Raw genomic sequence first — 23703 nt, 5'->3', positions numbered from 1 at the left:
TTTCAAATTGGCTTTTTTTATCCCTTAATGGCTAATCTCCAATCATTTGCATAACAAGTAGCACGTTCTTCTCGACAAAAGCCCAATAAGGTCAGTCCAAATTGTTTGGCATATTCTACGGCCAGCGAAGATGGTGCAGAAACAGCAGCTAAAATAGGAATCTGGGCACAAAAAGCTTTGGAAACAATTTCATAAGAAATTCTACCACTCACCAACAAATAACTAGCTTTTCCTAATGCTTCCTTCCAAATCAAATCTCCAATTACTTTGTCTACTGCATTATGTCTCCCAATATCTTCCATTAAACTTAGCATTTCTCCGTTCTTAGAAAAAGCTGCTGCGGCATGTGATCCACCAGAGCGCAAGAAATTATCTTGCTGAGTACGCATCAACTCAAAAGATTGGTACAACTTCTCTATATCTATGGTTACTTTTTTGGTCAGGCAATCTTTAAATGTAGATTGCTCATCCAAGTCTTGTCGTCCACAAATACCGCAAGAAGAAACAGATAGTAAATTTCTAGTGCTTTTTATTCCTGCTCCCAAAAGCGATTTATCTAGGCTCACATTGGCAATTCTGGTAATCGCATTTTTCTGTCGATAGTCGATGGTTAAAGCGGCATTGTCTCCTCTGTAAATATCTTCAGAAAACAATAAGCCGCGAACCAATGCTCGATCGTTGCCTGGCGTTCGCATGGTTACTGTAAATGGAAAATTGTTAATAGTAATTTGCAACGCTTCTTCGACTGTCAACACATCTTGTACAAGCTTTTGTTGCTTCTTTAAATACTTTTGTCCTTGATACTCTGATGTAGCCATATAGTAAGTCTATTTTTTTAGCTATATTTTTCTGCTCTCCTACTTATCAAAAACAAAGTTACGAATACTTTTTCCATTTGTGTATTTGACTCTCTAATGTTTCCGTATTTACAACATTTATATAGTAAATTCCATTGGGCAAATGTGCTATTTGAATAGACCGTTTATTGGTCTTGACAATCAATTCTCCCAAATGATTATAAACCTCAAAATGATACTTAGAATGGTCTTGCTCTAGTTCTATATTTAAATAATCTTTAGTTGGATTGGGATATATGAAACTTCCCGACCACGTTTTTACATTTTCCACTCCAAGTACTCCAATCGCAACTGTTTGTTCCATTGATTTTGCGCAGCCATTTTTGTACGTAGTCAACGTCACATTATAATTTCCTGTTCCTCCATACGTCACCATCGGATCGAAAACCGTTGATGTCGTCCCATCTCCAAAATCCCAAAAGGAACTATCTATATTTGTAGAAAGATTGGTAAAACTAATGGTATTTCCATTAGTGGTGTAATTAAAATCGATCGTTGGAGCAAAGGTATTGATTCTCCAATTTGATAAATAATTCAAAACCGTTGTATCTGCCAACTCTTGATAAAAATCTGCATCCGCAGCAGACAACGAAGTTACAACTGTAGACCCTCTAGATGGTTTTTGAAAAATAGTCGCATAAAAAACACAAGCAGCAATATAAGAACCTTTTGCATTAGGATGTATGTCTCCGTAACCTCCCCACAACAGGCTATTCTGGTCTTGATTCCATGCGGTTCTAAATGCTTCTCCTACAGGTGCAAAAAATGTCTCTGTAGAATCAGACAAATAAGTTAAATTGTTTCGAATTGCGGTCATGGTATTGTTATAGGTAGCTAAATTACTTGCAGAATTGCCCCATACGCCATAAGATATTTCATAAAATAAAACCTTTGCACATGGATTGTATTTGTAAATAGAATCTTGTAATATTCGACCTCTACTCAATGTTTCGCTGATTGGATAGGAATAACCTGGTGATTCATTAGAACCGGGTTGCAAGACAACATAATCCCAATTTCCCTGTCTAAACTGTGCGAATACATTGGGATTCGAAACATGGTTAACAAACCCTGTCCCTCCTGGTGCATACACCGTAACGGCAGTTGTATCGCCATGAGAATTTGCAATAGCTTCAAAGGTTTGTGGCATATTATTAAAATAGGTAATGCTATTTCCAATAAATAAGACCCTTGTTGTGTCTTGTGCTTGCATATGAAGATTCATCGCAATAAAAAATAGAAAAAGTACAATTTGTTTCATTTTTTGATGTATTTAGAATTTCTTTTGAATTATAAAAAATGCTATATGCCATAATCTTGTAGCAACTCTAAAATCCAAAAATCAGATCGTATCTGCAAGAACATTTTTCCCTGTTTATCAGATATAAATACCCTCTTTAAAAAGAAAAAAGCCCATACATCCGAGGATATACAGACTTTTTTATAAGCAGATTGTTCGAAGTAATTCATGGTCATAAAATCACATATTCATTTCATGAATAATTTACTAGAAACACTACTCCCAATAATTTATTGCTTTACAAAACGTTGAGTTCTCATAATGCCATCTTCACTAACAACAGCCAAGAAATAAACGCCAGCAGTTAATTCTGCAACATCCAATACAACAGCAGTATCTGTTGATTGTTTTGTTAATACATTTTGTCCAACTTGGTTCAAAACAACTAAGGTTACAGCTTCTGCTTTTTCAAAATTTACAGCCAAAGTAGTTGTGGCAGGATTAGGACTTATAGAATACATCAATTCGTTCGATTTAGCTACTTGGAGAGTAGAACTCACCAAAATATCAGAAACAATCGCCAATGCTTCAGGAGAATATTCTACTTGGAACATTCCCACACTATCTCCATTCATATCATAAATTCTTCCTTTGTTTTGAAGCTGATCAGAATAATTGATATGGCTCACACAGAAGGTATTGTTGAATGTATCCAACACAAAAGCAAAACTTCCTGCAATGTTAACCATGTTCGCAGCTATAACAGCATTATTAGCCAAATCATAGCTACCAATTCCACTATCATAAGGAAAATACCAAACACCAGCACCTTTTGTGAATGCTGTTGGTCCATATGCAGCTGGTTTCAAATCCAATCCATTAGCAGCTGGTTGTGTTGATTTTGCTAAAGTCACTGTGTTGTAACTAGAAATCGTGTTGCTTGCGCCATTGATTGCATAAATCATATCACCTTCTACCACCAATCGACCTATTTCTTCTCCTGTAGTTGATAATGTATCGTTGCGAACCAAAGTCATTGTTGTCAAATCTACTACAGCCAAATATCCTAATGTGTCTCCAAAACCAACTGTTTTATCGTTGTTTTGAGCGATATAAGCGTAATCTCCAATCACCACAAAATCATCTGCTGGTTTTGTTACTTGTGGGATACTATCAATCAACGATAAATCATTCGCATCATAAATCAAAAAATGACGATTGTAAGGTCCAGTAGCCCCCCAAGGTCCATACCAGTTTCCTACTAACAAATGGTTGTTGTGAAGTGCCAAACTTAAGGTACTCTCTCCACCAAAAGCGTTGGCAGCAACTCTGTTTTTTGTCATCCAATTGTACTTCACAATACTATCTTGCGCTGCTACATATACATATTGGCTATCAACGAGCACATCTTGAATAGAAGAGGTTCCAATGGTTCCCATATTGGTAGCTACTCCAGAATTTAGAGCTTCAATCGTTGTATTGGCATTTGTTACGCCATAAATACCACCATTGACAACAATAATAGATTCATTTTGAGCAAAAAGATTGCCCATTGTTCCGACCAATAGGAAGGTTAAAAGTGTAAATTTTACTAAGGCTTGCATAGCTTTAAAATTTAAATGAAAAAAAATTTTACTATGCTAACAGAATAGAAGCTAGTCCAAGTAGAACTAGCCCAATATAGGAAGGCTAAAAAGGCTCCTAGACTGGTTGCTTCAATCCACGAAAGCATTAACCAAAAGGATATAGGCAGGTCTCCTGACTTATAGCGTTTTTATATTCCTTCCCATTCTAAATTGAACAGTGGATTTTTTTTTACAAAAACAAAATGCTATTTACAGTTGCGGGACAGTTCAAGATTTACACTCGATTCCCTTTTAATTTTCAAATACATAAAATGAAAAACCTACATCTCTAAAAGATGCCGCAAATGTAAAAAACCTTTTGATGATTTACACATCAAAAGGTTTTTTTTTGTAGTATTCTGAAATACATTTTTTTATTCTTAAACTAATCAAATAAAATTCTTGCCTTAGCCAAAGGGTTCCAAGTATTGTCTTCAACAATTGCCTCTGCTTCAATTCTGTAGTCAGATTGAACGCCCTTCATAGATTTCATCATATTAACGACTCCTCTCAACAAAGGTCCTTTGCCTGCCCGCTTATCCATCGCTGATTCTACAGGGTTAAATTCCAATTTAAAGAACAACATATGTGGGTTGCCATCGCTGACCTCTATTGGTTTGTTATACTCCCAAGTTCCCAGTAAGAATTCATCTATACGTTTGTCTTCTCCTCTTCCACGAGTATAAACTTCTATAAACTTTAGTTTAATTGCCAAAACTCTTTCGGGACGCTTGGAGTAAATTTCTATTTCTCCGTTAATTGTTTTAACATTTCTAGGATAAGAAGGTAATACATGCAGTCTTATCTTTGTTCCCTCTATTCCAAACCATTTCTTAACTCTTCCAAACATATATTTAGGCTATTTTTGTTGGGGCTTTCTGTCCAATTAAAGTAATAATATAAGTAACCGATTATACAATAGTAACACGAATCCACACAAAGTTGTTCCCCAGTAAAAAAAAAGGTGCTATTTAATATTAATACTCCGTTGATTATTCCCTCTGGTCATGAGGGCGCAAGCTTAGTTTTTTAGTTTTCCTACGAACCCGTAGGCTCACGAAGTAAAAACGTAAAAAAGCATCTTGCACTAGTTTAATTATCAGTCTTTTAGCACAAAAGTCAACAAAAACACATCTTACTGATAATCAAAATTTTAACACAAAACGCAATAAAGATACAACTTTCTGATTATCAACTGCGCAGCACTCACGAAGTAAACCAATAAAATTTTTCAACGACCACGTAGTAGCAGCGCAGCTAACTATTGTTAATAACAAAGTCATGTTAAAATAGAAGGTTACCAAACTAGTCCTTGATAACAAAAACCAAAGCAAGGTCCTTTTCTTCGAATAAAAATAGGAATCTTGCTTATTAGCAGCAAAATTCCTGTTCAATACTAGTCGTTACTCAACAATAACGCATTTATGTATTTATTATCGTTGTATGACAAATTTCTGTTGCAAAAAACCTCTGTCTGTTGCCACAACTACTAAATACATTCCATTCGTTAAATTAGCAGCAGGGATCTGAACCAAATTATCCCCTTTAGCAATTGTTTCTTTAGCTAAAGTAACCATAACTCTTCCATCCATTCCATAGATTTGGATAGACCCAACAACTTCCTCTGCGGTATAAATAGATAAAGCTACGTCGTTCGATGTAATTGGATTATTGCTTACTTTTAGCGTCATCTGTTTCTCTATTGACAAATCTTTGATACTTGTAGCGGCAGTTGCTTCAAATTTATTATAACTTGCAAAACCAGCACAAGTTGAATATTGGTTAATTGCTTTCACGCGCCAAGCGTACCGCTCTCCTACTGTCAAGCCTGTTGTTGATAAGTCATAATGGCTATTCCCTGTTGTAACAATTCCTTTAAATTTAACATCGTTGGTATTCGGAAGCCAAATTCCAGGAAACTGCGTGCCATATACTTCCAAATAGTACCAAGTTGCCCCCGTAACATTATCCCAATCCAAGCGAACCGTTGAGTTCGCAATAGAAGCGGGAGTATTATTAGCAGGGGATACAAGTGTCGGTACTCCTGTTACAGTAGTTGTATTAGGAGGCGTATTGGTTACCCATGTTCTATTAGCTACAGACATGGCAATCGCCCCTTTCTGCTCTGTAGAAAAGTTATTTTGACAATTATCATTATAATAAGACATATAATTACTTTCGTCTGGATTTAAGGTAACTCCTGTAGGATCTAATGTTGAAGGGGTAAAATTGCAACTTTGAATGAGTGCCGTAGAGTGGTAATCGGCTTCTGTATCACAAAAACCATCGGCTGCTGTTGCGCAATTTCCTCCAGCTCCTCTAGCTACCTTTTCTACCAATGCTCCTGTCAATGGCACATGAGTTGGTGCATTAACACCATTATAATCTATCTCTGCATCAGTTCCTTCCCATCCATTAAAAGTATGTGGTAAAGTAAAGAAATGCCCTATTTCATGTGCTTCTGTTTTCGCCGCAGAAGATACCATTGGCTCTTGCAAAAAGACATAATCATAATTGGGTTCATAATAACTCGTATATCCTGTTGCTGGATAAAAGGTAGACCGTCCAATATAAATATTCAAGGTATTCGCTACCTTATTTTGGAACATCGCTAGCTTTGCTTGAAAGGTATTGGAATTGGCATCAATAAAGTCATTGGTCAAATTATTAATCTGACCATGAATAAAAAACTGTATGTCTTGATCCGCATAAATGGCATTTAAACCACATAAAAAGCCTAGTATACGATCTTCCGAAATGGCTCCTTCCCCACTAGTATTCCGTACATTATGAATTGTTATAGGAATATATGTGATGGCTCTTGAAGTCATCAAGCTATTTATTTGCTGCTTGGTAAACAACTGGCGATTGGCTAACATACGTTGCTTAATAATTGCTGCTGCTGCTGCATCTACTCCACAATTAAACTGTTGCGCTTGTAGAGATACTATACTTAATAAAGTAAGCATCCAAAGTGAGATTGTTTTTTTCATACTGTTATTATTTACATTAATTCGCTTAAACCACGCAGTAATAGCGCGACTAAATTGTATTAGATTAATAAATACTAATACTCCGTTGATTTTTTAGTTTTCCTACGAAAAACGTAAAAAAGCATCTTGCATTAGTTTGATTATCAGTCTTTTAGCGCAAAGACTAATAAAAGCATATCTCATTGATAATCAAACTAATACGATTTTTCAACGGAGTAATGAAATACAAGACATGGAGTTATTATCCTTCCTAGTATTTGAGTGCGGAAGAAATTTGTCCTTCTTTAAAATAAGTGAATTGGTATGAATAATTGTGAAGTGAAGTAGTGGTTATTACTTAAAAGTAAGTTTTTCTAACGAAAAAAGGAAAGACCTCTCTTGAAATCTTTCCTCTTTTTATCAAAATAATTGACTATTAATTATCGTTGTATGATAATTTTTTGTTGCAATTGTCCTCTTTCAGTAATTAAAACAGCAACATATAGTCCATTTTCCAAACCATCAGCAGGCAATTGAATAATGCTAGAACCTTTGCTAATATCTTGTTTGTTCCAAGTCAAGGCTTCTCTACCATCGACGCTATAGATTTTGATAGACCCAACAACATCTTCCGCTGAATAAATTGACAAAGCAATAGACGAAGTTGTAATTGGATTGGAGTTAACTGTAAATGACATTTGCTTCCCAATTGGCAAATCCTTGATAGATGTAGTTACTCCTGTTGTTGCTTCAAAGTCAGCATATGCAGACATAGGTCCACAAGTAGAAAGAGAATTAAACCCTTTTACACGCCAAGCATAACGACTTCCTGCTGTCAAATTAGTTGTTGGCAAATTCAACTGTGGTGTGGCAGAATTAACAATCCCTTTGTATATAGGATCATTTGTATTAGGCAACCAAAGACCAGGAAATTGTGTTCCATATACTTCTACATAATACATTGTTGCTCCTGGCACAGGATTCCATTCTAACAATACTGTTGGGTCATTGATATCCCCTAATTGCGCTCCATCCAAAGGAGACACAGGAGTTGTCGATGTCGTTACATCGGTAGTTGTTGGTGGCGTATTTGTTACCCATGTACGAGCAGCTATATCCATTGCAATGGCAGCTTCTTGTTCTGCTGAAAAGCTATTCACACAAGCATCATAAGCATAAGACATAATATTGCTTTCGTCTGGATTCAATGGAACTGTATCACAATCATTGAATGCTGGGAAAGGGCAATTTAACCGATCTGAAAAATAATCTGCTGGCGTATCACAAAAGCCATCTCCTGCTGTTTGACAATTGGCTCTTGGTCCTGTACGAGCTACACGTTCAGGAGCAAAAGAATAAAAACCACTTGGATTAACAGTACAAGATGGTAGTGTTCCAGAAGGATATATACTTGTAACCGTGCTATTTTCCCAACCATAGAAAGTGTGTGGTAAAGTAAAGAAATGTCCAATTTCATGCGCCTCTGTTTTGGCAGCACTAGTCAACATTTGTTGTAACAAAAAGACAAAATCACCTTGTGTATCATACCAACTTGCTCTAGGATTATTGATAGACGCACCTATAATTAAGTTTAAGGTATTCGGAACTCTATAACTCAACATTTGAAAACGAGAAGTAGAGGTTCCTGCATTGTTATAAATATTATTACTTATTCTATTGCGAATAGGTCCATGCATAAAAAATTGGACATTTTGGCTTGCATAGATGGCATTCAAACCACATAAAAAAGCTAAAATAGTTTGCTCACTAGTTTTACCCAGACCACTTGAATTCCCCGCTACATTATGTATGGTTACTGGAATATAAGTCGTTGTGCGTTTAGTGACTAAATCTTCGACCTCTTGTCTAGTAAACAACTGACGGTTGGCCATTAAACGCTGCTTGATCAAAGCGGCTGATTGTTCGCTGATACCACATTTAAAACCATCATTAGAAGAAGTGCTGGGGGATTGGGCATTCATTAAAAATGGAATAAACAGGGTAACAAACAGTGCTAATTTTTTCAAGTTCATATTTGACTTTGTTTTGTTGAATAGTAAAGTGCTTTTTTTGCAAGTAAACACTTAGTTGTAATTATTTTTGTACGCTCAAAATTAAAGATTATAACCAGTTCATCCTCATAATGTTTCTTTTTTTTTTTCAAAACGTGTTATAAATTGGTAAAAAAACAAAAAAGACCAAAGAAAAGTATTCTCTAGAGATGAGGATTAAATTATTCTTTTTGTTGATACTCTTGATAAAACAAACGATAAGCTTCCAAAGCATCTACATTCATCCAATCTACCCCTTCATCCAATAATAGTTTCCAGACAACAGGCTTATTGGGCATTCCCCAAAAACGAACTTTTCGATTATCGGCATGTGCTGTTGCTACAATCTTTCGCAAACGCGTCAATTCTTTGGGGGGCATCTCCCCTTTTCCTCGCCAAGAAAACACACTGGCATAACGCCCACTGACACGAGGGGCAATGGCTGCCGTTCGGATAGAATCGTTAATATCCTCTAACCCTCCATCAATCAACATATATCGTACCGAGTCCCTTAAGACCTGCTCATAGGGTTTATTTCCTGACAATAATATGTCTAAAACTCCATAGGAAACAGAATCTTTGTCGGGATAGTAATGGGTTATCAAATGTTTGTATCGCATACATAATGTTCTTAATAAGGCATAACTTTTGGAAGATGATCGTTTTATATCAATCATAAATATTAACCGTTGTGTACTATCCTCAAACAATTTTCCTTTTTTGACAACCACTCCTCCAATGGCTTAAAATACAATGCTTCTAATTCAGGAGCTACATTTAAGAAAAAATCTATGTGTGCCACTTTTAGTTGATTTTTATAAGGGAATACATCTATTTCTAAACTTACAAACCCTTTTGACAGTGCCGTTTTAAAAGCAGGCCATTTTTTTTCATAATCATTGTGCGCATGCCCATTTGGAAGTGCTTTTGCTACCTGCCCCACTCCTGTCAAAGCTAAAGCAGAAAAAAGTATTAAAAGTATTTTTTGCAACATCCCGTTTTTGTTCTATTTTGATAAAAGTGTATTGATACTAAGTTTAGTAGTTAGCTACGCTGCTACTTCGTGGTCGTTGATTAGTTCGCTACGCTCATGAGGGCGCAAGCTTAGTTTTTTACTTTTTTACCCAAAAGATAAAAAAGCACATTTATATTAGTTTACTTCGTGAGCGCTGCGCTTTTAGTTAGCTTCGCTGCTACTTCGTGGTACTTCATGAGTGCTGCGCAGTTGATAATCAAAATTTTAACACAAAACACAACAAAGACACAACTTACTAATTATCAACCCAATAAAGTTTAGCTTCGCTGCTACTGCGTGGTTTCAACGAACTATTGTAAGTTATAGGTAGTAATTAACGATGCTGCTACGATCTAGTTTCAACAAACTATTGATAAAAAATTCTCTATAAAACATGTAAACTAAAGGCTATGAAAGCTTTATCTTTTTTAGGTTTGGGAGCAGTCATCATACTATTTGCCACAACATGGTGTTTAAGCTATCAAGACTGTTATAATTGGGGGTGTGAATGCAGTTATTCTATTTTAAATCACGACGCTTATATCGTCATCAGTTTGGGCTTCTCAATTTTCTTCTTATTGTTTTGCACCTTATTTTTATTTAAGTTTTCTGAGCTTTCTAGTATCCAAAAAACAACATCCAATGATAAATTGTTAGACAGTACTTTGGTCGATACCAATTACACGGTTTACCAACTGCCATCTGTTAGACTTTTCTCAAAAATAGGCTTTGCTTTGAGTCTTGGTTTATTTTTATTGGCCTATGCTACTTTGAAAATACAATGTCTCCCTGATGCAGACTGCAATCTATCCAATTGTACAGACGATGCTTATTATGGTGTTGACACCTACCTACTAGGTTACGGCATTAGTGGCATGTATTTTACAATGTTTTCATTTATAGCCCTACTCAAAGCTTATCCATCCAAGTATGTTTAACATAAGATAATTACTTTGTGAGTGCTGCTCAGTTAACAACCAATAGATCATTGGTGATTTCTGCGGATCGTGAAAACACAAACTTAGCACAGAAAACACGAAGCGATATAATTTCTAAAAATGCCCTCTTAAAGTTACAATAACATTCATACCAGGCGCAGAAACACCAGAACCATAAGGGCGATAATGCCAGTCTAACAAATTTTCTAGCCCCAAATTGATCGAGAAGAATTTGTGCAAACGGAAACTTGCATAAATATTTACGGTAAACCAAGCAGGTGTTCCTTCTGGCAATGCTTTATCCAAGTTTTCAGAACTATCATTAGAATAATCTTTTAGTTCCTTAGCTCCATTAAATCGAATGTTGAAACGCGTCTGGAATATTTTGCGCTTGTAGCCCAACTCAAATTGCCCATACAAAGGTGGTATATGTGCTAAAGGTTGAGGCTCTATCCCCGTTTCTAATTCTCTTCCTTCTGTATAATTTACGCCCATTTTCATAAAAATATTCTCCGTAAACTCTACTTTCAAATTAGCACTAAGTCCCCATATGGTTGCTTGCCCTGCATTAATATTAGAATAAATACTTCTAAAAGAGCCATCATAATACATAGAATCTACACCATTCAAACTATAAGGTTCTTGCAAAATAGCATCAAAAATATGCGTATAAAAAAACGTTGCCCCTAACCAAGCTTTCTGTTTAAACTGCTTGCCAAGTGTTGCCTCAAAGTTCAGTGCTTGCTCTGGTTTTATGGATGGATTAGGAATGGTTATATTATCTCCTTTCGCTCGAATTTTTCCATTATCATCAATATTAGGAGTTCTAAAAGAGGAAGAAAATGCAGTATTAAACTGAAATTGCTTTCCCATATCCCAAGCCAAAGCCAAACTCCCTGTCACGGCATGGTTCGAAGCAACAATGGTGCTATAAGGCAAACTATACAAAACGGTATCTAAAAAATTAGCCGAAGTATAAGAAAACACATACCTTACCCCTCCTATAACATTGGCTTTTTCTCCTAGTTTTAACTTATAACTTGCATAAAGCCCTGCTGTTGTCATAAAACTTCCTCCATCTGGATAACGAGTTCCTATACCTCTATTAGACAATTCTCCCGTCAAAATATTTTGTGTTTTAATTCTAGACTGAACAATATTATGCGTTGCTTCTACACCATACAATAGTTTAGATTTGGGCTTATTTTTTTTGCCAATTTTTTTGATAAAATCTGCATTTAACGTCAAAACATGAACATCCTCTTGTTGTATCCTTCTCAATGGATCATCAAATTTTCTAGTGATTCTATCTTCGTCAATTTTCTGGTACGCTGCTGTAATATTCGCTTGGCTAAACAAAGCAATATTGTCGTTGTCAATCTTGGCTGTTAATGCTCCAAACAAACGCTGTTGAGGACCATAAAACCATTCTGAATATTTAAATGTTTGTTCTGTAATTTGACCATTGGCAATTGTCACATCTCCTTCCGTCAATTGGTCATAACGAGGAATATTACTACTGGTAGAATACTGCAAATTGAACAAAAACTCTAGTCCTTGCTTGGGTTTAAAACGAATTTTTTGAATAGCGTCTAATTGCGAATAGCGAGTTCCAACCTGTACATTAGGATTCTCATTGACTTCCACAATATCTGCACTGTCGTTTCTAGTTGCATAAAAATAGCGGTTCCAGTTCAGTGTCATATTAGGGCTACTCTTCAAACGTCCTGCTCGTAAATCTTGGAAAGCAGAATACGTCACACTAGTATAAGAAGCTATTTTTTCGCTGCCCACATTTACATCGGCGTGTACCGTTGCTTCATAATTAGCTGTGGAAAAACGAGTATACACATTGGCATCCATTGGCTTTAAATCCTTAGAACGCAAACGGGGCGTTTTGGTATAAAAATGCATTACCCCACCCAAGGCATCACTTCCATACATCACAGAGCCAGGACCATGATGCACTTCTACTCGCTCAATTGCTGCATTATCTATTGTAATTGCATTTTGCAAGTGACCACTTCTATAAATAGCATTATTCATTCTCACCCCATCAATTACCAATAAAACTTTGTTTGCTTCAAAGCCTCTAATAATTGGGCTTCCTCCTCCCATTTGGCTTTTTTGTACAAATACATCCCCACTTTGCGCTAGAGCGTCGGCAGAAGTTTGCGGATTGTACAATTCTATATCTTTACGGTCAATTACAGTCACTTTATTCGGAATTTCAGAAAGCGGAATTTTCTCATTCGTTGTCCCTTTCCCGATTACCTGAATCATAGTCAGATACCCTGATTCAAGAACAACCTCCAAATTATTTGCACGAATATCGTGAATACTCAAAGTAGTTTCTCGATGTTGTATGCTGGCAATATGAACACGATTATCATACCCTATATCTCTAAAAATTGCCTTCCCATCAATGTCCGTTAATTGTTGGCTTGCAGAATCAATTTCATAGACATTATCAATCTTATCAACAATAAAAACAGAGGCATTAATAACAGGAAATCCATCTTCATCAATCACACGAATGGTATCTGTATATTGGGCTTTAAGAGATGTTTGTAGAACAAAAAGTGTAAAAAAGAACGTAAAAAATTTCAGCATAATAGTTTTAATAACGTTTGATAACTCAATTTCTGCAAAGTGTTATTGAATATTTAATTGGGGGAATGATGAACAAAGAGCCATACTCATTAACCTAGTAAGTAATCTAGTACTGTAACAACCACAGTTTTCACACCATGAACATTTGATCTAATTTATTAATTGTAGTTAACTACACTGTTATGACATTGATTGTTGATTATTTTAGGAGATCGCTATCGCTTAGTTGTTTACTTTTTACTCAAAAGATAAAAAAGTACATTCATATTAGCTGCGCTGCTACTGCGTGGTTTCAACAAACTACCAAAGGACACTATTTTTTTTTGTTATTTGAGTTTTTTGTACAGATTTTATTAAGATTTTTTTTGTAATAAAGGCTATTTTATTTGAGGTAATTGAATTCGAAAAGTCGTTCCTTTTCCTTCGGTAGATTTCAGCACAAAAATTTTACCATTATGGTATTTCTCAACAATTCTTTTGCATAAAGACAAACCTAAGCCCCAGCCTCGCTTTTTGGTAGAATAGCCTGGCTGAAAAACTGATTTAAAGCTGCGTTTGGGAATTCCTTTTCCTGTATCTGAAATATCAATGTGTACAAAATATTCGCCATCAATTACCCTTGCTTCTATTTGACCTTTGCCTTCCAAAGCATCTAAGGCATTTTTTAATAAGTTTTCTACCACCCAATCAAATAGCAAAGGGTTAATATTAACCATTAAAGCGGCGTGCTTGGTCGGATCAGGAAAATCAAAGGTGATTTTTCTAGAAGCTCGCTGCTGGACATATTGAAGATGTTTGTTCAAATTATCATAAACATTGATAGGTTCTAGTTTAGGAACGGCACCAATCTTGGAAAAACGATCAGCAACCAGTTTTAACAACTCTACATCTGTATTCATTTCTTCAGCGATCATCAATAGGTCTTCATCATCTGGATACATCATATTAATATTCTGAATCCACCCCATTAAAGAAGTTAGAGGCGTTCCCAATTGATGAGCGGTCTCTTTTGCCATACCAACCCATACCCGCTCTTGTTCGGCTTGTCGATTGAAACTAAAGGTAAAATAAGAAAGCATTAACAACACTCCCAACAAAGCAAATTGAAAATAAGGAAACCATTCTAGACTAGTAATTAAAGTAGATTGCCTATAAAACAAATAGTTTTTGATCACGTCATCTTCTATAACCAAAGGTTTTTGATGCTTTTTTAAGTAAGCAATCTCCTTATTAAAATAAGCCGTATCTTTTATTGCATCTTTATCCTCATAATTCATCACATCCATAATTCTGTAATGCTCATCGGTCAGAATAATCGGAATATCAGAATTACTTTCTATAATACTCAAATTAAGACTAAAATCACAAAATTCGTCTTCTTGTGTTGTTACATCAAACATAGCCTTTTGAGCATCAAACCACAATTTCACACGCTTTTCTTCATCCAATTTCAGTTGATACACAACCGTATTGGTATACAAAATAGAAGTGGCGACCACTATTAAAGCTATAATGATTAAGGCAAATCGCCATCTAGTACGTTCGTATAGTTTAGGTTTCTTCATTGATTGTATATAAAAAATGAATGATGGATAAGTGGACTATATTTTATTATACCCCTAAATTTAATACACACAACGCCCACTAATTCAGACAAAGGTAAGATTATTATCGACTAGGAAAAAATTAAAGTGGAACTATGCCTACGAATAAAAGGTTGATAGGGAAAGTACAATTCTTACAATCGTTTGAATAACTTTGTTTTTTACTTATCTTTGCACTCTCAAATGAAAGATGATATTTTATAATAAAATAAACGGTTAGAACGCATTACTTAAAATGAAATCAAACAATTCTACGTTTACAGGTATTATGTTATTGGTACTCTTATGGTTAACATACAGTATCTTAACAGGTCCTACCAAAGAAGAAATCGAACAGCAGCAACAAGAGCAAGCAGAAGCGATTCGCCAACAAGAATACTTAGACAGTTTAACAAAGGCTGAACAGCAACAAGCAGAGCTAAAAGTTCAACAAATTCAAAAAGACACCACACTAACAGATGAACAAAAAGATAGTGTGCAGCAACAATTACAAAAAGATTTGCTCGGTAACCAATATGGTATTTTCACCTCAGCAGCAATCGGTTCTGAAGAACAAGCTACCTTGGAAAACGAAAAGTTAAAAATCACTTTTAATACCAAAGGTGGTTCTATTGCCAAAGTGGAGGTAAAAGGCTTTTTGCAGTACGACCACACTACCGAAGATCCTTACGACAAGGAGCCTCTTGTCTTGATGGACAACCCCAACAATAGATTTTCTTACTACATTCCTTTAACTGGCGCATCTAAAGGAGATATTTCGACAGGAGACTTGTATTTTGAGCCTATTTTGGAAGGCAATACACTGAAAATGCGCGCCTATGCCGACGACAAGAGCCAATACATTGAGCAAAAATATACCATTAATGATAATTATGTGTTGGATTATCAATTAAACTTGGAAGGCATCAATACCTCAATGCCTCGTAATAAAAATATTGTGTTAGATTGGTACACTTATGTTCGTAAGATTGAAAAAAATCCGCATTACGAAAAGACCATGACAACAGTTTATTACAAAAATAAAGAAGATGGCTTTGATTATTGCGACTGTAGAACTACCAACGAAGAGCAATTAGATGCTCCTGTACAATGGGTTTCTCAATCTCAACAGTTCTTTAATGCTAGTTTGTTTGCACAAGAAGGAACAACCTTCAAATCTGCCAATGTGGGTGCTTATGTAGTAGACGATAAAGAAGAATTTCTTAAAATCTTAGATTCAAAAATTGAGATTGCTACTAGAGATCAAAAATCTGCGGCTTATGACATGCAATTTTATATTGGTCCTAACGATTACAATGAGTTGGTGACGATGGGCAATGAATTTGAGCGAATCATACCTTTTGGATGGAGTATTTTTGGCTTTATTAGCCGCTCTGTTATTCGCCCATTATTCAATTTCTTTGCCTTGTTCATTTCCAATTATGGCATTATTATTCTATTGTTAACACTTTTAATTCGTCTAGCATTGTTCCCTCTACAATATAAGATGATTTTAAATGGGGTTAAAATGGGGGTTATGAAACCTGAAATGGAAGCCATGCGCGCTAAGTACAAAGATGACCCAGCAGGAATGCAAGCGGCTCAAATGAAAATGTACCAAGAATATGGCTTAAATCCTCTAGGTGGTTGTTTGCCAATGTTATTGACCATGCCTATTTGGATTGCTTTGTATCGTTTCTTCCCTTCTTCTATTTCTTTCCGTCAAGAAAGTTTCTTATGGGCAGATGATTTGGTTAGTTACGACTCTATTCTGGATTTTGGATACATTCCATTTATATATGACATTTATGGCGATCATGTTAGTTTATTTACCTTATTGTGGATGCTTTCTATGTTTGCATTTTTGTGGTACAATAGCAAACAAATGGATATGTCCGCAGCAGCAGGTGGCGGTGCGAATATGAAAATGATGAAATACATGCAATTTGCCTTCCCTGTTTTATTCTTCTTTGCATTGAATAGCTGGGCAGCAGGTTTGACCGCTTATATGTTATTCAGTAACTTATTAAACATTGCACAAACCTTTATTACCAAAAATGTTTTGATTAATAAAGATAAGCTTAGAGAAGAGTTGCTAGAGAAAAAACGCAACTATAAAGAACAACCTGGTGGCAAAAAAGGCTTCATGGCGAAGTATCAGGAGTTGTTAGCAGAACAACAAAAAGAAATGGAACGCCAAAAGAAAAAAGGCAAGAAATAAATAAATAAGTACTTTATAAAGAAGGCGAATTGCAGATTGCAATTCGCCTTTATTTTTATCGTTTATAACGATAAATGTATTAATTGTACAAATTATTACTTTAAGCCTTAATAGCGTTACGCTCCTCAATCATAGTGCGAACAAATGGAGGCAAAGCAAAAGCAGCATAATGTATTTCTGGTGTATAATATTGTAATTTTTGCTGCTCTGAGAAAATAGCTGCATCAGCCAAATTGAAGTTGGTGTACTCCAACTCTTTTCCTTTTTGTGCTACGGTAAAACTCCACATACCTGTCGGATAAGTAGAAATATACGCTAGATAACAAGCCATAGAGCTTCTTCCAAAAATGTCTCCAATACACTGATTCAAATCCAAGAAAGCTTCGGTATTAAACAAAGGACCTTCACTTTGTAAATTTAAAACACCTTCTGGTTTCAAGGCACGATAAACATCTTTGTAGAATGCAGGGCTAAACAACCCTTCTGCGGGTCCCTCTGGGTCACTACCATCAATTACAATTAAATCAAAACGAGCTTCATCGCATTCTTTCAAATATTGGATACCATCTTGAATACGCAAATCTAACTTAGGGTTGTCAAATTCACAAGACAACTGAGGCAAATGCAACTTAGAAGCTTCTACCACCTTCTCATCAATTTCAACCATGACAATTTCCTCTACACTCTCATGCTTAAACAACTCTCTAACAGTTCCTCCATCTCCGCCACCTATAACCAATACCCTCTTAGGATTGCCGTGAATAAAGGCAGGAACATGCGCAATCATTTCGTGATAAACAAATTCATCTTTCTCTGTCGCCATCACCATATCATCAATCAATAGCGTCTTGCCATAAGCATAACTTTCCAAAACACGAACACGTTGGTAAGGAGAAACTTCGTTGTACAACAAATTTCCAGTATGACGTAAAGAAAGGGCTATATTCTCATCCTTATCGGTAAACCATACATCCCTCTTAAACAAAGGATTTAATTCCTCTTCTGCTAACTCTCTATCTTTGCTCAAATAATCAACATTGATACGCTTCAACAGTTGCTTTTGCCCTCGATTAAGCTCCATAGAAGAACCATGATCGGCTTCAAAAGCTTTTTTTAGAAAATCATAGGCAATCCAAGGGTCAACTTCTTCCCCACAAGTAAAAATGTCTACGGCTGCGTACTGATATTCTGGCCAAGCATGAATGGCTAAATGGCTTTCCTGGATAACAACAACACCAGAAACACCATAAGGTGAAAAATGATGAAAGGTAGAGTTAATCACGGTCGCTTCAGCAGCTTTAGCCGCATCTACCATTGCTTTTTCTATTATAATAACGTCGTTCAAAATAGTTGAAGAACAACCAAAAAATTCGACTAAAATATGTCGTCCTAGTGCATTACTCATACTTTTATAAGAGCTTAATTTAATAATTTAATTTATGAAAATTACTCAATTAGTTCCAAGGAATTAATTAGCCAACAAATATACACTAGAGATTAATAATTTTTATGCTTATGGCTATTTTTTTAAGACTTACTTTGGTCTATCTTTTAGTCTTTACTTCCCGCTTCCCTTTAGGATAACTAAAACGGTATGGATCATAATCTTAATATCCAAACTTAGCGTTAAGTTTTCTATGTATATTAAATCTAATTTTAGGCGTTCAATCATTTCTTCTACATTAGAAGCATAGCCATATTGTACTTGTCCCCAAGAGGTAATACCAGGGCGTACTTTGTGTAGTTTGTGTACTCTAGGATCTTTTTGAGCGATTTGATCAATAAAAAATTGCCGTTCTGGACGAGGTCCAACCAAGGACATATCTCCTTTGAGCACATTCCAAAATTGAGGAATTTCATCCAAACGGTATTTGCGCATGACACGTCCCCAAGGTGTACAACGATCGTCTGTATCTGAAGATAGTTGAGGACCTCCCTTTTCCGCATCCAAATACATAGAACGAAATTTGTAAATCATAAATGGTTTTCCATATCGTCCGATGCGTTCCTGTTTGTAAAAAATAGGTCCTTCGGAAGACAACCGTACCCGAATAGCGACAAAAAGATACAAAGGGCTACAAAGCAATAAGACCAAGAACGATGCAATTACATCCATTGACCGTTTGACAACACGCAACCAAAGAGGAATAAAGTGGGTTTTGATTTCTAGTAGCCCCACCCCTCGTACATTCGGCATATTTACTTTACCAAGTAGAACTTCACGCATTTGCGGTATCGCTCGTACCAGCACAGTATGACTATGCCGGTCCAAAATTCCTATAATTTTTTTGAGCTTGGTATGTTCTGATTTTTCCAATGCCAAAATCACCTCTTCTACTTGATGTTTTAAAACCAGTTCATTTAAGTTATCTACATTTCCTAATTCAGGTAGTTTTTCGGCTAGAGGATGCAATAAATTTTTTTTCTTCTTTGTTAAGACATAACCAATAATGTCGTAGCCTAATCGGTGTTCTCGATTGATAATTTCGGAGTAGATGCCCTCTATTTTGGGATGCCGTCCTACTATGATTGTATTAAAAGCCACCTTTCCTGATCGAATCCGTTGGTTGGCAATACTTAGCAAAAGCATTCTTGAAAATACCGTCAAAGAGAAGTGAATGGTCAACAAACCACCAAAAGCAAGATAATATGCATGGTATCCTCCTAAATAATTTACCAAATCATCCAAAAGTATGGTAAAAAACAAAAGCAAGCCGCCCGCTAAACTGGCAAAAATTGTTCTTGCAAATTCGGTTAATCTAGACATGCGGTATACATTTCTATAACTATCAAAAATAATGTATACCATCAACCAAATCCCTGGCACAACCAACATACTATACAAGAAGTTATCATCTTGAAAAATCGAGGTCGAAAATGGTCGACCTTCTATGATGATTCTTCTAAAGATTACAAAAACAAACCACGATAATGCGGCAGTTAGGTAATCACAAAAAGCATAAAATAAAACCCCTTGCGGGAGTCGCCAAGATTTCATTCCCAAATTAAGTTGTGCAGATAGTTTTTTTCGTGACAAAGGTAATAAAATTAATTGCGATTTTCGAAACAATGAGTCTCTAAGTCCTCTCTCTTCAAATATAGCGTATTATTCTACACAATTCCTAGACGCTTGCAACAAACTGAAATTCTTTTCTATTAAAAATTTGTTTCTTTATAAATCGAACCCAATGGTTAGAAATTTACCTTCCTTTTACAGAAAAAACAATTAAAATTCATCTAATATTAATAATTTACTTTCTCTAATCCGTTTTCATCCAATGTTTTTCAAAAATTGACAGCAACACCATCAGCAATGAAGTATATAGGCAGTACCAATGAATATTTTGAAGTCGTAACTATTTCAAAAGAAAATTGCTATCTTTTAAAAGAAGTAGGCAACGAACGGCTTTCCCTTTTATGGTTTAATACTGATAACAATGTTTTAGTTATTGATGCCGTTCAGTATACATTCAACAAAAATCAAATTATTTGTACTACTGAATTTCATAATATCAAGCCTGTGCAAATTCAAGGCTTGCAGCTCTTGCGGTTCAATCGTCCTTTCTATTGCATTAGCAATCACGATAGCGAAGTTGGTTGTAAGGGAATTCTTTACTTTGGCTCTTCAAATTTGCCCATTATTAATTTAACCAATAAAGATGCTGATATATTAGAGACTGCTTGGAAAATGTTGGGTATAGAAATGGAATCTAGAGACAATTTGCAATTAGAAATGTTGCAGATGATGCTCAAAAGAATTTTAATTCTTTGCACTAGAGTTTACAAGTCACAAGAAAATTTTGACCAACTCGAACACAACAACGATACCGTTGTACGAGCGTTTAATTTCTTGGTTGAGCAGCATTTTAGAGAAAAACATACTGTTAGTGAATATGCTAAATTACTAAACAAATCGCCCAAAACACTGGCTAACTTATTCAAAAAAATAAGCCATCGAACGCCACTAGAATTAATCAAAAACCGCCGTATGCTAGAAGCTAGACGATTGCTTAGTTACACTAATGAGCCTATTTCTGAAATTGGTTACCAGATTGGGTTTAACGATATTCAATCCTTTAGCAGGTTTTTCAAGAAGAATGAAGGCTCCTCTCCTTCCGAATTTAGAGAAATGCACCTTAGTGAAAACAAACCTAGTCTTTAATTTTTAGAAAGCAGTAGCTCACTTAAAAGCATCTTAAATTGTCTATAATCTCTTCTCAACAATCACAAAATCGCATGCAACTAACTATTGTGATGCATGGCTTTTATTAATAAAAACAACATTAGGGATAAATTGATAAATTCTAAGGAAAACTAGCCTAACTATCCCATCTTCTTTTCCCTCATCTTTGTCTTATCAAATTAATTAACGGAAAGCAGTAGTTTTCTTGCTACTTTCTATCTCATAAAAAAATTTAAAGACAATGTCAAACTTCACAGTTCCAACAAGAGAAGATGTATCTGCTAACAATCAAGCAATTTTTGATCAACTACAAAAAAGTTTGGGTTTCGTTCCTAACTTGTATGCTTATTATGCTAAGAGCGAAACCGCACTTCCTGATTACTTAGCTTTACAAAATCGAAAATCTACTTTAAAAGCAAAAGAAAGGGAAATTATCAATTTGGTTGTTAGCCAAGTGAATGGCTGTCGTTATTGCCAGTCTGCTCATACCGTTTTAGGCAAAATGCATGGATTCTCTGAAGCTCAAATCATAGAAATTCGTGGCGGTAGTGCCAGTTTTGATGCCAAATTAGATGCTTTGGTAAAGTTTGCAAAATCTACCGTAGTCAATAGAGGTAAAGCAGATGAAAACGCAAAAAAAGCATTCTTTGAAGCAGGCTATACAGAGGCTAATTTGATTGATACCGTTATTGTTATTGGCGACAAAACCATTAGTAATTACATTCACAACTTAGCCGATTTTGCAATTGATTTCCCTCTAGCTCCAGAATTAGATTCTGTTAAAGCTTAAGGAGTTAATTCATTGATTGAAGACTTGTCAGTGCTTGATTTAACAAGAAAAGGACTTTTAGCCAAGTAGTGGGGAAAAATAGCCTAACAAAGTCCATCGTTACTCCCTTATCTTTGTTGTATAAACAGTTATCCCCATTCATAAACGACCTGTTCAAAACAAAAATCATATTATCATGAAAGAAATAAAAAGTGTTCAAGATTTTAACCGCTTGATGGAACAAGACAAACCTGTTTTACTGGACTTCTATGCCGATTGGTGTGGCCCTTGTCAAGCATTATTACCAACAGTTGAAAAATTAGCCAATCAATACGATGGCAAAATAGAAGTTGCAAAGGTCAATATCGATCAACACAATGCTTTAGCGAGCAAATTAAATGTACGCAGTATTCCTGCCTTGTTCTTTATTCAAAACAAGGTAGTGAAAGAAAAACTTGTTGGGTTCCAATCAGAAGCTGCTCTACAATCAAGATTCGCAACTTATAGTAAATAGATTAAAAGTTTTTATCGACTAAATACAGCGTAAAAGGTGCTTGTAAGTCATTGCTATGACTGGGCACCTTTTTTATTTCCGCTTTTGGGTAAAACCTTAAAATTGGTCGTAAAATAGACCATACAAATGTCAACCAACTAGAAGTGTAACAATTTTATGTTGTCCACATAAATTTGGGGCTGATCGATATCCGCTGTTTTCAAGGCTCTAACAATAACAGAATATTCTGCCGCATTAGCACCATAGGCTTCTTCTGTCAAGTTAAAATAAATTTTCTTCCAAGTAGTTGTTGCATTCACTCCACCTTTGTACAATACTTCTGTGTCATTAGAACCATAATGAGCTACCAATCCTACTTGAAATGGGGTGTTGGTTTTAAAGTTCATTTCTAAATAAACAGCCGTTGCAGAAATGTTATTTAGGTTATAATAATGCGTAGATGTAGCTACCGTACAGTCCAAGTTGGCACTATCCAGCACAAGTGCTCCAGAATAATTTCCTTCAAATACTTCATCCATCTGAGTAATCATTTCTGTATTGGGGTTTCCATCCAAATCATCTGTAAAAATAGGTTGATTAGGATCTTCAAAGTCCTCAACAATAATAACATTTGCATTAGAAGGATAATACAAAGTTGGGCGGAAGGTATCAATCTTTCCTGATTCTAAATCAACCGTTGTTACATTAGGATCATAAAAAGGATATATCGCTCTCGTATTTGTAATACCATTGTCTTTAATTCCCGCAGAAATTCGAACACTATTTACCTGAAAATTATCATCCAAAATAACAGGAAATAAGGCAGGCAAGTTGTTGGTTCCTAATAATTGCCCATCAACACTAACCCAAACATCCGTAATATTAGAAGACGAAGAACCTTGTCCTAAGGATGTGTCTGCTTCAAAGAAAATATCTTCAATATAAACATAAGCAGGACGTGAGGGATTATTATCTTCAATACAGCCTCCCAAAAAGAGGGCTATCATCAATCCCAAAACTTGATAAAACTTAATCATATAGTTGTTTGTTTTTTGCAAAAATATCCTTTTACTTGGTATATGCAAAGGATAAAGCGATTTAGACGTAGTTTATAAAAGTTTAATATTCTATTTACGTTATCAT

At 35.6% G+C, this 23703-nt stretch carries 18 protein-coding genes and 1 riboswitch; of the genes, 5 read left to right on the top strand and 13 right to left on the bottom strand.

The genetic code is table 11. The features are described 5' to 3' along the window. Positions 1-17 precede the first annotated feature (17 nt). The 8 genes from fdhD to CG11_RS19075 form a co-directional block, all read right to left on the bottom strand. A complete protein-coding gene (gene fdhD, locus CG11_RS19110; RefSeq protein WP_052598442.1) occupies positions 18-818 on the bottom strand; it encodes a formate dehydrogenase accessory sulfurtransferase FdhD in 801 nt (266 codons plus the stop codon). A 58-nt stretch (positions 819-876) separates the two neighbouring features. Continuing rightward, a complete protein-coding gene (locus CG11_RS19105) occupies positions 877-2118 on the bottom strand; it encodes a T9SS type A sorting domain-containing protein (RefSeq protein WP_052598441.1) in 1242 nt (413 codons plus the stop codon). Positions 2119-2387: 269 nt separating this feature from the next. Then, complete coding sequence (locus tag CG11_RS19100; protein ID WP_052598440.1) at positions 2388-3701, bottom strand: T9SS type A sorting domain-containing protein; 1314 nt, start codon at positions 3699-3701, stop codon at positions 2388-2390. A 126-nt stretch (positions 3702-3827) separates the two neighbouring features. Next, positions 3828-4022, bottom strand: a riboswitch (cobalamin riboswitch). Between the two features lie 85 nt (positions 4023-4107). Further along, positions 4108-4572, bottom strand: coding sequence for a hypothetical protein (locus CG11_RS19095; RefSeq protein ID WP_052598439.1), 465 nt, complete (start codon positions 4570-4572; stop codon positions 4108-4110). A gap of 583 nt (positions 4573-5155) precedes the next feature. Beyond that, positions 5156-6715, bottom strand: a complete 1560-nt coding sequence (locus CG11_RS19090) for a T9SS type A sorting domain-containing protein (protein WP_052598438.1) — start codon at positions 6713-6715, stop codon at positions 5156-5158. Positions 6716-7134: 419 nt separating this feature from the next. Next, positions 7135-8727 (bottom strand): zinc-dependent metalloprotease, encoded by a 1593-nt coding sequence (locus CG11_RS19085; RefSeq protein ID WP_052598437.1) that lies wholly within the window; start codon positions 8725-8727, stop codon positions 7135-7137. Positions 8728-8927: 200 nt separating this feature from the next. Then, the gene (locus tag CG11_RS19080) at positions 8928-9422 is read right to left on the bottom strand and encodes a hypothetical protein (RefSeq protein WP_156039833.1); all 495 of its coding nucleotides are present in this window, start codon (positions 9420-9422) and stop codon (positions 8928-8930) included. Between the two features lie 5 nt (positions 9423-9427). Then, entirely contained in the window at positions 9428-9739 is a 312-nt protein-coding gene (locus CG11_RS19075; protein WP_052598435.1) for a hypothetical protein, read from the bottom strand. Positions 9740-10170: 431 nt separating this feature from the next. Here CG11_RS19075 and CG11_RS19070 point away from each other — a divergent pair, with 431 nt between their 5' ends. Then, positions 10171-10698, top strand: a complete 528-nt coding sequence (locus CG11_RS19070; RefSeq protein WP_052598434.1) for a hypothetical protein — start codon at positions 10171-10173, stop codon at positions 10696-10698. A 114-nt stretch (positions 10699-10812) separates the two neighbouring features. On the opposite strand, the gene CG11_RS30855 is transcribed toward CG11_RS19070, so the two are convergent. Both CG11_RS30855 and CG11_RS19060 read right to left on the bottom strand, forming a co-directional pair. Next, a complete protein-coding gene (locus CG11_RS30855) occupies positions 10813-13311 on the bottom strand; it encodes a TonB-dependent siderophore receptor (protein WP_052598433.1) in 2499 nt (832 codons plus the stop codon). Between the two features lie 377 nt (positions 13312-13688). After that, positions 13689-14876 (bottom strand): HAMP domain-containing sensor histidine kinase, encoded by a 1188-nt coding sequence (locus CG11_RS19060; protein ID WP_052598432.1) that lies wholly within the window; start codon positions 14874-14876, stop codon positions 13689-13691. Between the two features lie 274 nt (positions 14877-15150). On the opposite strand from CG11_RS19060, the gene yidC reads away from it, so the two are divergent. Further along, entirely contained in the window at positions 15151-17115 is a 1965-nt protein-coding gene (gene yidC / locus CG11_RS19055) for a membrane protein insertase YidC (protein WP_052598431.1), read from the top strand. A 100-nt stretch (positions 17116-17215) separates the two neighbouring features. Here the strand turns inward: yidC and speE are convergent, their stop codons facing one another. Next, a complete protein-coding gene (speE, locus tag CG11_RS19050) occupies positions 17216-18520 on the bottom strand; it encodes a polyamine aminopropyltransferase (RefSeq protein WP_052598430.1) in 1305 nt (434 codons plus the stop codon). A 153-nt stretch (positions 18521-18673) separates the two neighbouring features. Further along, positions 18674-20113: a sugar transferase gene (locus CG11_RS19045; protein ID WP_052598429.1), complete on the bottom strand. Its 1440-nt coding sequence runs from the start codon at positions 20111-20113 to the stop codon at positions 18674-18676. A 315-nt stretch (positions 20114-20428) separates the two neighbouring features. Between CG11_RS19045 and CG11_RS19040 the strand changes: the two genes are divergently transcribed. The 3 genes from CG11_RS19040 (at position 20429) to trxA (ending at position 22581) form a co-directional block, all read left to right on the top strand. After that, positions 20429-21277: an AraC family transcriptional regulator gene (locus CG11_RS19040; protein WP_052598428.1), complete on the top strand. Its 849-nt coding sequence runs from the start codon at positions 20429-20431 to the stop codon at positions 21275-21277. Positions 21278-21539: 262 nt separating this feature from the next. Next, positions 21540-22088: a carboxymuconolactone decarboxylase family protein gene (locus CG11_RS19035; RefSeq protein WP_052598427.1), complete on the top strand. Its 549-nt coding sequence runs from the start codon at positions 21540-21542 to the stop codon at positions 22086-22088. A 175-nt stretch (positions 22089-22263) separates the two neighbouring features. Next, positions 22264-22581 (top strand): thioredoxin, encoded by a 318-nt coding sequence (gene trxA, locus CG11_RS19030; RefSeq protein WP_052598426.1) that lies wholly within the window; start codon positions 22264-22266, stop codon positions 22579-22581. Positions 22582-22718: 137 nt separating this feature from the next. Here trxA and CG11_RS19025 read toward each other — a convergent pair whose 3' ends face one another. Further along, positions 22719-23597 carry a hypothetical protein gene (locus tag CG11_RS19025; protein ID WP_052598425.1) on the bottom strand — a complete coding sequence of 293 codons (879 nt, stop codon included), beginning with the start codon at positions 23595-23597 and terminating at the stop codon, positions 22719-22721. Positions 23598-23703 lie beyond the last annotated feature (106 nt).

The sequence above is a fragment of the Aureispira sp. CCB-QB1 genome, from assembly GCF_000724545.1.
Classification (GTDB): domain Bacteria; phylum Bacteroidota; class Bacteroidia; order Chitinophagales; family Saprospiraceae; genus Aureispira.
Note: the sequence above shows the minus strand (reverse complement) of the source record. Positions and strands in the feature narration are given on the sequence as shown.

What these genes read in the sequence shown, in the direction of transcription:
- fdhD (WP_052598442.1), bottom strand. Translation starts at nt 818, where the DNA reads ATGGCTACATCAGAGTATCAAGGACAAAAGTATTTAAAGAAGCAACAA.
- CG11_RS19105 (WP_052598441.1), bottom strand. Translation starts at nt 2,118, where the DNA reads ATGAAACAAATTGTACTTTTTCTATTTTTTATTGCGATGAATCTTCAT.
- CG11_RS19100 (WP_052598440.1), bottom strand. Translation starts at nt 3,701, where the DNA reads ATGCAAGCCTTAGTAAAATTTACACTTTTAACCTTCCTATTGGTCGGA.
- CG11_RS19095 (WP_052598439.1), bottom strand. Translation starts at nt 4,572, where the DNA reads ATGTTTGGAAGAGTTAAGAAATGGTTTGGAATAGAGGGAACAAAGATA.
- CG11_RS19090 (WP_052598438.1), bottom strand. Translation starts at nt 6,715, where the DNA reads ATGAAAAAAACAATCTCACTTTGGATGCTTACTTTATTAAGTATAGTA.
- CG11_RS19085 (WP_052598437.1), bottom strand. Translation starts at nt 8,727, where the DNA reads ATGAACTTGAAAAAATTAGCACTGTTTGTTACCCTGTTTATTCCATTT.
- CG11_RS19080 (WP_156039833.1), bottom strand. Translation starts at nt 9,422, where the DNA reads ATGATTGATATAAAACGATCATCTTCCAAAAGTTATGCCTTATTAAGA.
- CG11_RS19075 (WP_052598435.1), bottom strand. Translation starts at nt 9,739, where the DNA reads ATGTTGCAAAAAATACTTTTAATACTTTTTTCTGCTTTAGCTTTGACA.
- CG11_RS19070 (WP_052598434.1), top strand. Translation starts at nt 10,171, where the DNA reads ATGAAAGCTTTATCTTTTTTAGGTTTGGGAGCAGTCATCATACTATTT.
- CG11_RS30855 (WP_052598433.1), bottom strand. Translation starts at nt 13,311, where the DNA reads ATGCTGAAATTTTTTACGTTCTTTTTTACACTTTTTGTTCTACAAACA.
- CG11_RS19060 (WP_052598432.1), bottom strand. Translation starts at nt 14,876, where the DNA reads ATGAAGAAACCTAAACTATACGAACGTACTAGATGGCGATTTGCCTTA.
- yidC (WP_052598431.1), top strand. Translation starts at nt 15,151, where the DNA reads ATGAAATCAAACAATTCTACGTTTACAGGTATTATGTTATTGGTACTC.
- speE (WP_052598430.1), bottom strand. Translation starts at nt 18,520, where the DNA reads ATGAGTAATGCACTAGGACGACATATTTTAGTCGAATTTTTTGGTTGT.
- CG11_RS19045 (WP_052598429.1), bottom strand. Translation starts at nt 20,113, where the DNA reads ATGAAATCTTGGCGACTCCCGCAAGGGGTTTTATTTTATGCTTTTTGT.
- CG11_RS19040 (WP_052598428.1), top strand. Translation starts at nt 20,429, where the DNA reads ATGAAGTATATAGGCAGTACCAATGAATATTTTGAAGTCGTAACTATT.
- CG11_RS19035 (WP_052598427.1), top strand. Translation starts at nt 21,540, where the DNA reads ATGTCAAACTTCACAGTTCCAACAAGAGAAGATGTATCTGCTAACAAT.
- trxA (WP_052598426.1), top strand. Translation starts at nt 22,264, where the DNA reads ATGAAAGAAATAAAAAGTGTTCAAGATTTTAACCGCTTGATGGAACAA.
- CG11_RS19025 (WP_052598425.1), bottom strand. Translation starts at nt 23,597, where the DNA reads ATGATTAAGTTTTATCAAGTTTTGGGATTGATGATAGCCCTCTTTTTG.